The sequence below is a fragment of the Aeromonas sp. 600527 genome (genome assembly GCF_049175415.1).
Classification (GTDB): domain Bacteria; phylum Pseudomonadota; class Gammaproteobacteria; order Enterobacterales; family Aeromonadaceae; genus Aeromonas; species Aeromonas veronii_A.
Genome location: NZ_JAAKVA010000014.1, coordinates 117,436 through 128,541, shown reverse-complemented (window position 1 = coordinate 128,541; position 11,106 = coordinate 117,436). Strand labels below are relative to the sequence as shown.

The 11,106-nt window shown below is 58.8% G+C and carries 7 protein-coding genes, 1 riboswitch and 1 other annotated feature; of the genes, 4 read left to right on the top strand and 3 right to left on the bottom strand.

Features of this window, described 5'->3' with window-relative positions; translation table 11 throughout:
* Positions 1-242: 242 nt before the first annotated feature.
* Positions 243-2,426: an ExeM/NucH family extracellular endonuclease gene (locus G5154_RS16450; RefSeq protein ID WP_421260038.1), complete on the bottom strand. Its 2,184-nt coding sequence runs from the start codon at positions 2,424-2,426 to the stop codon at positions 243-245.
* 294 nt (positions 2,427-2,720) lie between these two features.
* A riboswitch (cyclic di-GMP riboswitch) is annotated at positions 2,721-2,809 on the top strand.
* Positions 2,810-2,925: 116 nt separating this feature from the next.
* Here G5154_RS16450 and G5154_RS16445 point away from each other — a divergent pair.
* The gene (locus G5154_RS16445; RefSeq protein ID WP_421251331.1) at positions 2,926-5,952 is read left to right on the top strand and encodes a glycosyl hydrolase family 18 protein; all 3,027 of its coding nucleotides are present in this window, start codon (positions 2,926-2,928) and stop codon (positions 5,950-5,952) included.
* A 139-nt stretch (positions 5,953-6,091) separates the two neighbouring features.
* On the top strand, positions 6,092-7,036 hold the full coding sequence (locus G5154_RS16440) for a chemotaxis protein CheV (RefSeq protein WP_216979357.1): 945 nt from the start codon (positions 6,092-6,094) through the stop codon (positions 7,034-7,036).
* Between the two features lie 76 nt (positions 7,037-7,112).
* On the opposite strand, the gene G5154_RS16435 is transcribed toward G5154_RS16440, so the two are convergent.
* A complete protein-coding gene (locus G5154_RS16435; RefSeq protein WP_005343626.1) occupies positions 7,113-8,267 on the bottom strand; it encodes a flagellar assembly protein FlgT in 1,155 nt (384 codons plus the stop codon).
* A 218-nt stretch (positions 8,268-8,485) separates the two neighbouring features.
* Between G5154_RS16435 and G5154_RS16430 the strand changes: the two genes are divergently transcribed.
* Together G5154_RS16430 and G5154_RS16425 are read left to right on the top strand one after the other, a co-directional pair.
* Complete coding sequence (locus G5154_RS16430) at positions 8,486-9,106, top strand: FlgO family outer membrane protein (protein WP_337073767.1); 621 nt, start codon at positions 8,486-8,488, stop codon at positions 9,104-9,106.
* Positions 9,107-9,116: 10 nt separating this feature from the next.
* Positions 9,117-9,542, top strand: a complete 426-nt coding sequence (locus tag G5154_RS16425) for an LPP20 family lipoprotein (RefSeq protein WP_005338717.1) — start codon at positions 9,117-9,119, stop codon at positions 9,540-9,542.
* A gap of 73 nt (positions 9,543-9,615) precedes the next feature.
* Here the strand turns inward: G5154_RS16425 and pheA are convergent, their stop codons facing one another.
* Positions 9,616-10,788, bottom strand: coding sequence for a prephenate dehydratase (pheA, locus tag G5154_RS16420; protein WP_021230338.1), 1,173 nt, complete (start codon positions 10,786-10,788; stop codon positions 9,616-9,618).
* 38 nt (positions 10,789-10,826) lie between these two features.
* Positions 10,827-10,948: a sequence feature (Phe leader region), on the bottom strand.
* Positions 10,949-11,106: the final 158 nt, after the last annotated feature.

Sequence of the window (11,106 nt, the reverse complement as noted above, 5' to 3'; positions counted from 1 at the left end):
TATAGCTCAGCTGGGAGAGCGCTTGCATGGCATGCAAGAGGTCCGCGGTTCGATCCCGCGTAGCTCCACCAAATTCTTGTTACAAGAAGCAAAAAGGCCACCGCATCGCGGTGGCCTTTTTGTTTTCTCTATCATTTATTTTCTCCATACGTCCGCGTCTTTCATTTGTAAATCCAATGACCTGAATGAAAAAGCCCGCGAGACTCGCGAGCTTTGCTTGCACTATTCAGATACGCCAGTGGTTAACGGCGACGTCGCCAGGCCAGTGGCAACAGGGCCAGCAGGCCGAGTCCCAGTGCACCACCGCCTGAGGAGGTGTCCGGTTTGGTGGCATCGCTCTCCAGTCTCAGGTCGACGATGATGGGATCATGGTCGGAGGCACTGAAGGGGTTGTCAGACTTGAGCAGGGAGCCGGTGTACTGGCTGCCGTATTCGAACAGGGAGCTCTCGAAGGAGTTGATGTGCCAGTCGGCGACACCTGCCACCTTGCTGGCCAGCGCCGGGTTGGCGAGGGCGTAGTCCAGGGTGCCCAGCTCCCCGTCGTAGCTGTAGGAGATGGCTTTCTCCTTGTTGAATTTGACGTTGAGATCGATCAGGCCGTAGCTGCGAGTCACTTCGCGACCGAGCTGTTCATAGGACTGCTCACCGATAAAGGTGTGGGAGGCCGATACGATCTTCCGCTCGCTGGTGGCCGGGTTGTAGTCGGTCAGTACCCGGATCGGATCTTCCTTGGCGTAGGAGTTGAAGTCGCCCACCAGCAGCACCTGGCCCGGCAGTTTGCTGACCGCTTTACCCAGCACCTTGGCGGCAGAGACTCGGAACTCGGTGCACTTGCCCTGCAGATCGGCCGGTTCTGTCTTGCCATCGCCATTTTCGTAGCAGCCTGACCCCTTGGATTTGAGGTGGTTGACCACCAGCGTCAGCGGCTCCTTGCTCTTGGCGAGGGTGAAGGTCTGAACCAGCGAGTCGCGCTGACCGGCTGTCTTGGCCACACCACCAGTGGTGTAGCGCTGCTCCGGCAGCTTGATGACGCTGGCATCTCCGCTGGGGGTGAGCAGGGCAGGACGGTAGATCATCGCCACCATGATGGCGTCACCGCCGAAGAACTTGCCATCGGTAAGGGCACTGACCGGCAGACGTACATAGGCGTAGTGTTTGCTCGCATCCTTCTGCTGTTCGTTGAGGCGGGTCACCAGATTGTGGAGGGCCGAGTTATCCTCGAAGCCGTTGTTCTCCATCTCCATCAGGCCGAGCAGATCGGCATCCATTGCTGTAATGGCATTGACGATCTTGGTGCGCTGTTTCTCGAACTCGGGCTGGCTCTTGGCACCCCGGTTGCAACCTTTGGTGCTGTCGGCATCCGCCTGATCCTTGCACAGGATATTAAGTGCACCGCCGATGCTGGAGTGACTAGTGAAGTAGTTGAGCACGTTGAAGCTGCCGATCCGCAGATCGCTGCCAGAGAGGCGAGCCGGTGCGTCTTGACGATCCTCTTCAGGGCTGCGCAGCAGGGCACCGGCAGTCAGGGTGACATCGCTCGGTACCACCAGACGGAAGGCATCCTTGTTGTAGACGATCACCCCTTCCAGCCCGGTCAGTTGATCACCGATACGCAGATAGCCCTGATCGGCATCCCAGCCCGAGAACCAGGGCAGTACGCCATCCGGCGCTTTGTAATCAGACTCGACCACCAGACGGTTGCTGCCATTTTTGGCAGCCAGAGCGACCGCTTCCGGACTGCTGGCAACATGGATCTGGGTCGGCTTGAGCAGCGGCGCCTTGTGTGAGAGTTCGACGTTGTTGCGATAAACCTTGTAGTCGAAACCGTAGTTGCGGGTCAGATGGAGATCGCTGCTGCTGTTGAGCCGTACCCGCATCCCTTCGTGGCGATTGAGCGCCTGTGCCAGCGTCTCTCCTTCATTGACCTGCAATATGCTGGTCGGCACATTCAGCCCTTGTGCTGTGACCTGCAGGCGGGCTTTGCTGGATTCGAAGGTAGGCTTGAGCTGGGTGCCGCCGTAATACTCCTCGACTTTGGCTTCGAGGCAGAGTTCTGCCCCCGGTTTGATGTCGGCATAGTTAGTCGCAAACTCCTTGTCGTTCAGATAGACAAAGATGCCATCGGAGGTCTCCGGATTACCATCACCCACCGGGTCTGTCAGATAGAAACCCTTGGTCAGACTTTGGCCCAGCGCCGTCACGATACCGCGAACATTGAAGGTCCCGGGGCTTATTTTGCCGGTTACATTACCGTTTTTGTCGGTCACCGTGTCGGTCGCGAACTGGCTACCTGAGCCAGTTCCCTGAATGGTCGGGATCGGGGTGAGTTGCGCCGGATCGGTGGGACAGACGAAGGCGGCATGGGCGCCGGGTGCAGCGAGGGCCAGCCCCACAGCCAGAGACAGTAGGGTGCGAGTACCTTTCATAGGTGTTCCTTTTTTATTTTTGCCAGTGTTTCCATAGCCTTGGTCGCTGACCAAGGGCGCGCATTGTCACATTTTCGGCATATCGTACCAGTGAGCCAACGCACATTACCGGGATACAAATGAGCGCAATTCGGCGTTTTTTGACTTGGCTAACACTCTGAAATTACTGATGAAAAACTTACCAATGGGCGTGGTGGGAAATGTGATCCCGCTGGCAACCACATATTTTTCTTCGAGAATGAAGATTGAGGCACTGCGGGTTGATTCCTATACTCGACTTGTTCCTCACGGAACCCAGGTAAAGGGCAAACCGGTCGAAATGCCGGGACGCAAAACCTCCGGTCTGCCGATCAGACGATGATCCAGATAGCGGGGTTTCCCCGGGTGAAGAGGCTGTGTGCGGCGAGTCCATGGCCGGTAGTCTCCCGTCTTTCACGCAGGTTGCGTTTGTGCTTTGCCTTGGTCACCAATGCCAAGACAAAACAAGGAAGATAACAATATGCAACAGTTCCTGAGGCCCAGCCGGCTTGCCGTGCTGGTGGCCATCGCTGCCATGCCCGCCTGGGCGCAGGCAGCTTATCCCGCCTACAAGGCCGGTACTGCCTACAAAGCCGGTGATATCGTCAGCAATGCCGGCGCCCTCTATGAATGCAAAGAGTTCCCCTACTCGGGCTGGTGCGGGGCATCACCCTATCACTATGAACCCGGTGTCGGGGTGGTCTGGGCGGATGCCTGGAAGCTCTACGGCGGCGAAGTGCCGCCACCTGCGCTCGGTGTGGCCGTCAGCTCACCGGCTACCGGTGCCAGTTTCAACGAAGGGGCCAGCGTGGTGCTAGCGGTGACCCTGAGTGGCCCGGTCACTGCGCTGGTCAAGGTCGAATACCTTGTCGACGGCAAGCTGGTCGCCACGGCCAGCGCCTCGCCCTGGGGGGCCAGCTGGAGTGCTGCGGGCGTTGGGGCGCACGCCCTGAAAGCGCGGGCGCTGGATAAGGATGGCAAGGTTCTGAGCGAAGCTGATTCGAGCTTCAACGTTGCAGCCGTGGTAGCGCCAGAGGCGCCCAAGGTGAGCATCAGCAGCCCGGCCAGCGGTGCCAAGGTGACCCTGGGTCGCAGCGTGGCGGTGAGCGGCAACGTCACCGATGCCAACAACGATGTGGCCAAAGTCGAGCTGTTTGTCGATGGCAAGAGGGTAGGAGAAGACAATGCCGCCCCCTGGCAGGTGAACTGGACGCCCGATGCCAAAGGCAGTGCCGCCCTCAAGCTGGTCGCCACCGACAAGACCAATCTGGTTGGCGAGTCGGCGGCAGTGAACGTCACTGTCGAGGAGGCTGCGCTGCCACCTTCCGGCGGCAACCTCTCCTGCGATATCCGCCAGATCTATCGTCCTGATGGCTACGAGTGCATGGGGGATGACCATGCCCGCCGGGTCATCGGCTACTTCACCTCCTGGCGCACCGGCAAGAATGGCCTGCCCGCCTATCTGGTGAGCGACATTCCGTGGAGCAAGATCACCCACATCAACTACGCCTTCGCGGCGGTGGACGAGCAGAGCCACACCATCAAGGTGGATGACTCGGCGACCAAGATGACCTGGGATGGCGTGCCGGGAGCCGAGATGGATCCGGAGTTCGCCTACAAGGGGCACTTCAACCTGCTGTCGAAGTTCAAGAAGCAGTATCCGGACGTGAAAACCCTGATCTCGGTCGGGGGCTGGGCCGATACGCGCGGCTTCTACACCGCCACCACCAAGGGCGACTGCTCGGTCAACACAGATGGCATCAATGCGCTTGCCACGTCTGCGGTGAGTTTTATCCGTCAGTACGGTTTTGACGGGGTCGATATCGACTACGAATACCCCACCTCCATGAAGGATGCGGGCAACCCCAACGACTTCCCGCTCTCCAACCAGTGCCGCAGCAAGCTGTTTGCCAACTACAAGGTGATGATGCAGACCCTGCGCAGCAAGCTGGATAGGGCGGGCAGCGAGGATGGCCGCAAGTACATGCTGACCATCGCCTCGCCAGCTTCCGCCTATCTGCTGCGCGGCATGGAGAACTTCCAGGTCACCCAGTATCTCGACTATGTCAACCTGATGACCTACGACTTCCACGGTGCCTGGAACCACTTTGTCGGCCACAACGCCGCCCTGTTTGACAACAAGGCTGACGCCGAGCTGGCGCAGTGGGGCGTTTACACCCAGAAAGAGTTTGGTGGCATCGGTTACCTCAACGCAGCCTGGTCTGCTCACTACTTCCGTGGTGCACTGGCGGCCGGCAAGATCAACGTGGGTGTGCCTTATTACACCCGTGGCTGGCAAGGGGTCAGCGGTGGCACTCACGGCCTGGCCGGCAAGGCAGCCCTGCCGAGTCAGAGTGATTGTCAGCCGGGTACCGGTGGCAGCACCATTCCGTGCGGCAACGGGGCGGTCGGCATCGACAACATCTGGCACGATCTGGACAAGAACGGCAAGGAGATCGGCGGTGGCGCCATCCCCATGTGGCATGCCAAGAACCTGGAACACGCAGCCGACTTGGGGATCACCACCATGCCGAGCTACGGTCAGGCCTGGGGTCTGGATCCCAACAACCCGGCGCACGTGATGCAGGGCAAGTATGTCCGCTACTACGACGACAAGGCCCATGCCCCCTGGTTGTGGAACGAGGAGAAGAAGGTGTTCCTCTCCACCGAGGATGAGGAGTCCATGGGTCACAAGCTGGACTACATCGTCAATCGTGGTCTGGGTGGTGTGATGTTCTGGGAGATGGCGGGTGACTATGCCTACGATCCGGTGAAAAAAGAGTACGGTATGGGGGATACCCTGACCACGCTCGCCTACGACAAGTTCGCCAAGGCGACCAAGTACAACACCAAGCAGAACGATCTGGCTGCGCCAACTGCCCAGCTCGACATCGCTGTGAGCCTCTCCGGCTTCAAGGAGGGTGATTCCAACTATCCGATCAACCCGACCCTGAAGCTCACCAACAACTCGACCCAGACCATTCCGGGCGGCACTCGCATCGAGTTTCTGGTACCCACCTCTACCTCCGACACCATCACTGACCAGAGCGGGGTGGGGCTGAAAGTGGTGGAGAGCGGTGGCAACCAGAACTCTGACGGGATTGCCAACGAGAAGGATTTCCACAAGGTGGCTCTGACGCTGCCGACCTGGAAAGCCTGGACGCCGGGCAGCGATGTGGAAGTGGCGATGACCTACTATCTGCCGGCAGCCGGTGTGCCGAGTGGCATCCGCATCATCAGCGGCAGCCAGACTGCGGGTCTCAAGGCCGAGTTCCCGACCCTGCCGGAGGCCGTACTGGGTTCGGGCGGTGGTGAGGGCGGTGCGACCTGCAGCAGCCAGAACATCAATCCGGCGGCCTACAAGGCTTACCCGACCTGGCCGCAAGGGGATCATGCCAACGCTGGCGATCGCATCACTCACAACAAGGTGGTGTGGCAGGCCAACTGGTGGACCAGCAGTGAACCCAAGGCCACCGATGGCAGCTGGAAGTCTGTATGTAGTTATTGATTTTGAAATCAATGAGATAAGTGAGGCTTCGGCCTCACTTTTTTTATCTGGGTGGTTGCTCTGGTTGAAAATGCGCCTGCCTTTCCTGGCTGGCTGCCTCTATACTAGAGTCGATTAATAATCAGATGGATATCAGCGTATGGCGAGTATATTGGATTCCGTTGATCAACGAACTCAACTGGTAGGGGAAAACCGCCTTGAGTTGTTGATGTTTCGTCTCGGCACCCGCCAGATGTTCGCCATCAACGTCTTCAAGGTGCGGGAAGTGGTCAAATTACCTCATCTCAGCAAGATGCCCGGCTCCCATCACAACATCAGCGGGGTGGCCAATATCCGTGGTACTTCTATTCCGGTGATCAACTTGCGCAGCGCTATCGGCATGCGCCCCATGCCCATCGACAGCGAGTCCAACCTCATCATCACCGAATACAACCGTACCATTCAGGGCTTTCTGGTGGGGCAGGTGGCCAATATCGTCAACATGACCTGGAAGGATATCCTGCCACCGCCGCGCTCTGCGGGGCGTGCCAACTACCTCACCGCCATCACCCGCATCCCGGAAGACGGGGTCGATCAGATCGTCGAGATCATCGACGTGGAGAAGGTGCTGGCGGAGATCATCACCTATGACATCCGCATCTCCGAAGAGGTGCTGGATCGGGAGATCCTGCCGGAAATGCATGGTCGCAAGGTGCTGATTGTCGATGACTCCAGTACAGCCCGTACCCAGGTGCGTGAGACCCTTGGTCAGCTGGGGCTGGAAGTGATCGAGTGCCAGGATGGCTTGCAGGCGCTGACCCTGCTCAAGGGATGGTGCGATGCAGGCAAGAAGGTGACCAACGAGATCCTGTTGATGATCACCGATGCCGAGATGCCCGAGATGGACGGCTACCGGCTGACCCACGAGGTGCGCAGTGATCCGCGCATGTCCGATCTCTTTATCACCCTCAATACCTCCCTGAGCGGCAACTTCAACGAAGCCATGGTCAAGAAGGTGGGCTGTGACCGCTTTATCTCCAAGTTCCAGCCTGACCTGCTGGTAGGCGTTGCGCAGGAGCGGCTGCGTCAGGTGCTGGGAACCTGACCGATACCAACCCGCTAGTCAGCCATACCAATGAGAAGCTCGGGAGATGCCATTCGCTGGTAACTCCCTTGCTCCGTTATTCCAATACTGCCAAATCCCCATTCTGGATGTTGAACGGTGAATATTTGTTCTGGCTGCTGATGATGGCGCCATCGTCGAATACCTGCACCACCTCGAACAGACCGTCGGCCGGGTTGCGCATCATGCGCGACTTGCCGTAAGGGTCGATGAAGTCGGCATTGTGCTGGATGCGAAACTGGTCGCCGAGCTTGACGCCGTTGCGCCGTCCCAGATTGATGTAGGGGCCGCGTTCGTTCTGGCCGACCACCCGGGCGGTGACCGGGGCGCAGGTAAGCTGGGCCACCAGATCCTGAGCGGCTTGCTGCAACTGGTAGTTGACCTCTTGGCCGTAGCTCGATTGCCAGAACTGGCCGCTGCTGCTGCCCACCTGATCCCGCTTGCCAAAGGTCCAGGTGGCGCGCCCTTCGTAGACCTTGCGGTTGATCAGGCTGCCGTTGATGCCGTCGAACAGGTAGAGCTGCATGCGAAAGTTGCGCACGGGATCCTCATACCAGCTGGTCAGCTGGTTGCCCTGTGGCTCGATGGAGAGATCATCGATGCTGCCGAGTACCAGATACTGGCTGTCGGTGCGCAGGCTAAGCGCCTTGATCTCTTCGAGGGCGCTGCGATCTCCCTGTTGCAGGTGGAGCGGATCAATGCGCAGGTTTTCATCCAGCCACTGGCGCACCGCGACCCCTTGCGGTGCGTTGGCGAGGGTTTCGAACAGCCGGCGCGAGAGATTTTCCGGCATGTCGTCCATGGCGCCATAGCTGGCCTGATCGGGGTAGCGCAGGCGTAGCCTGACCAATGTCAAATCCTTGGCGAAGTGCTGGGTCTGGCAGATCTGGCGCTCGGCCTGAATGTCGGCCACTAGCGTGATATACATGCGACCGTTGCGCACCTCTTCCCGCTTGAGCCGGTACTGGCGAATGTCGCCGCCGGAGCGGATCTGGATCTGCTCGGATCGCAGGCTGCCATTTTCCAGACGCTGGACGCTGGAAACGGCCGCGCCGCTAGCCAGCAGCGCCTGACGCAGGGCGTCGCGGGTCGCCTGCTCGCGGGCATAGACCTCATCGCCCCCCAGAATGGCGGCGCTGCCCTGCGCTTCGATAAGCTCGGCGCGGGCGCTCAGGCTGGCCAGCAGCAGGGTCAACAGCAGCGGTAATTTCATAACAGATACCTTGATTAGGCGACTCGTAGCCCCTTCTCTTGAAGAGGACATGGCGGGCCGACATGGATCACACCAGTTGTTCGATGACGTTTTTCTGACCATCCGCCAGAGATTGGCTCAACAGCGAAGCTTTCAGCAAGAATCATGCCTCATTCCCGGCTCAAGGTTTGTCCGGCGCGTCCGATAATAAGTCAGGTGCAGATACAGGAAAGGTATCCATGAACAAACTCATCACGGCGTTGGCGCTCGCCCTGGCATTGACCGGGTGCGGCTCCGACCCTATCAATCGGGATCTGGGTGACCCCCGCCAGGCGGCGCAGGGGATGGAGCTCAACTGGCTGGTGGCGCGTATGACCGATCAGCTGATGGAGCGCAAATCGCTGACCACCCTGACCGAGCCCATCGCGGTAGCCTCATTCGTCGATCTCGATACCCTGCAGGATACCAACTGGATGGGGCAGCAGATTGAGGAGAGCTTTATCTACGAGCTCAACCGCCGCGGCGAGGTGGTGGTGGACTTCAAGCTGACCGGTAGCATCAAGGTGACGCCACAGGGTGACTTTGTTTTGAGCCGCAACTACAAGGAGCTCTCTTCCCGCCTGCCCATCTCCCGCATTCTGGTCGGCACCTTCAGCCGCAACAGCAAGGGGATCCTGGTCAACGCACGCATCATCGACATGCGTACCAAAATGGTGGAGACCACGGCTCAGAGCTTGATCCCGCAAAAATATCTGTTCGGTGCCAACAATTCGTTTGGTCGGGCATCGATCAATCGCGGTTATCTGATGCGTGACAGCCAGGCGCGGCCGGGCGGTCATCTGGTCAATCTGACCCCGTGAGGAGCGAGTCATGAAGATCCTGTTTGGTTGCCTGTTGGCACTCTTGCTCACCGGTTGCAGTGGTAACCGGGTCGTGGATTACACCCAGGGTGGCAAGCCCGATGATTTTCCGGTGCTCAAGGCGGTGGGGTATGCGGTGATCGACATCCAGCCCGGCCCTTCCCAGTCTGAGAAAATGTTGCAAGCCATTCGCGCTTCAAAGATGGATGCTTATCGCGAGCTGGCCGAGCAGCTCAATGGTCAGCAGGTCCGCGGCCAGAGCAGCTATCGTGACTTGACCCAGACCTCCAACTCGCTCGATGTGTCGGTAGCAGGCGTGGTGCGCGGTGCCCGGGTGGTGGCCTCTTATCCACGCGGCAACACCTATGCCACCGAGATGGAGCTCGATACCCGCGCCCTCTACAACATCAATCAGCTGATGGCTGGTCAGTTCTGAGTTATTGCCTGACCTGAAAACAGACATCAAAAAAAGGCGAGCAGGGTGCTCGCCTTTTGTTGTTGTGGACTGGTTAGCTCCCCATCAGCACCGGCGGCACTGCGGTGGGTTTCACATCCTCGCTCGGGTAGCAGCCAAGCACCTTGATATAGCGAGTGATTTTGGTCAGCTCCACCAGTGCTGCCTGCATCGCCGGGGTCTGCAGGTTGGCGGAGACATCCAGGTAGAACATCTCTTCCCACGGGTTGCCCTGCACCGGACGGGACTCCAATTTGGTCATGTTTATCTCGTGGTTGCGCAGTACCAGCAGCGCTTCCACCAGCGAGCCCGGTTTCTGGGAGGTGGACATGATGAGGGTGGTCTTGGCCGGGATCTGCGGTGCCACGTCGATGGGCTTGCGCGCCACCACGATAAATCGACTGTAGTTCTCTTTCTGGTTGGCCAGCTGCTCGGCCAGCACGTCCAGGCCATAGAGCTCGCCACCAGCGGCGCTGCCGATGGCTGCCGCCTCTGGGCTCGCCAGCTCTTTGACCTTCATCATGGCGCTGGAGGAGGAGTCGCAGATCTCGTGACGGGCTCCTTCCAGCTTGCTCAGATAGTGGGAGCACTGCTGAAACACCTGCGGGTGGGCATAGAAGGTCTTGATGCGGCTTAACTCGGTCGGCACGGCGGTGAGAATGCAGTGCTCGATGGGGTAGGTGAGCTCACCAACGATGGAGAGGCTGGTATGCTGCATCACGTCATAGACTTCGTTGATGGAGCCCGAGCTGGTGTTCTCGATGGGTAGCACACCGAAGGCGGCGCGGCCTGACTCCACCGCATCCAGCACTTCGCGGAAGTTCTGGCAGTTCACCTCGATCACCTGATCCTTGTAGCGCGCCAGATATTTGCGGGCGGCGAGGCTGGAGTAGGAACCGCGTGGCCCCAGATAGGCGACGCTGGTCATCGGCTCTTGCTGCTCCGGGTTGAGCAGGCTCTGCAGATAGGCCTGCTGGGAGAGCACAGAGTCTTCGATGATGGTGTGATAGATACGGGTGATGTACTGGGCATCCAGCCCCAGCACGCGCCCTTTCTGGATCAGGGCGACCAGCAGCTCCTGCTCCCGCTGGTGATCACGGATGGGGCGCGGGTTGGCTTGCTTGGCACGGGCGACCTCGATGCTGAGGGTCTTGCGTTTTGCCAGCAGGGCAAGCAGCTCCTGATCCAACCGGGTGATGTCTTGTCTGATCTCGTCGAGCGTTGCCATGATTGTTCCCTATCCAAGTAATCGATTGATATTAATGCAAAAAAAAGCCTCCGCTAGGGGAGGCTCGATTCGTCTTTGCTTTCTGTTCACACGACGACAGGCCTTCCCTTAAGCGGGCCTGATAAACGAGAAAGCAAAGAAGAATGGTGCGTGCATAGGTGTGTCCTTGAAGTAACGTCATAACCATTAAGGGATTTGCCGCTGCGATGCAAGTAAAACTTGCCCGCAGGCTGGGATGGGGGCAGGGTATCCGGTTAAGAAAATGGCGTATAAGCGATGTTCTATTGACTCTGTTTTGATGATTGCAACCCAGTGGGG

Excerpts from the sequence above, each read along its gene's own strand:
- pheA (WP_021230338.1), bottom strand. The coding sequence starts at position 10,788 with ATGGCAACGCTCGACGAGATCAGACAAGACATCACCCGGTTGGATCAG.
- G5154_RS16450 (WP_421260038.1), bottom strand. The coding sequence starts at position 2,426 with ATGAAAGGTACTCGCACCCTACTGTCTCTGGCTGTGGGGCTGGCCCTC.
- G5154_RS16440 (WP_216979357.1), top strand. The coding sequence starts at position 6,092 with ATGGCGAGTATATTGGATTCCGTTGATCAACGAACTCAACTGGTAGGG.
- G5154_RS16430 (WP_337073767.1), top strand. The coding sequence starts at position 8,486 with ATGAACAAACTCATCACGGCGTTGGCGCTCGCCCTGGCATTGACCGGG.
- G5154_RS16445 (WP_421251331.1), top strand. The coding sequence starts at position 2,926 with ATGCAACAGTTCCTGAGGCCCAGCCGGCTTGCCGTGCTGGTGGCCATC.
- G5154_RS16435 (WP_005343626.1), bottom strand. The coding sequence starts at position 8,267 with ATGAAATTACCGCTGCTGTTGACCCTGCTGCTGGCCAGCCTGAGCGCC.
- G5154_RS16425 (WP_005338717.1), top strand. The coding sequence starts at position 9,117 with ATGAAGATCCTGTTTGGTTGCCTGTTGGCACTCTTGCTCACCGGTTGC.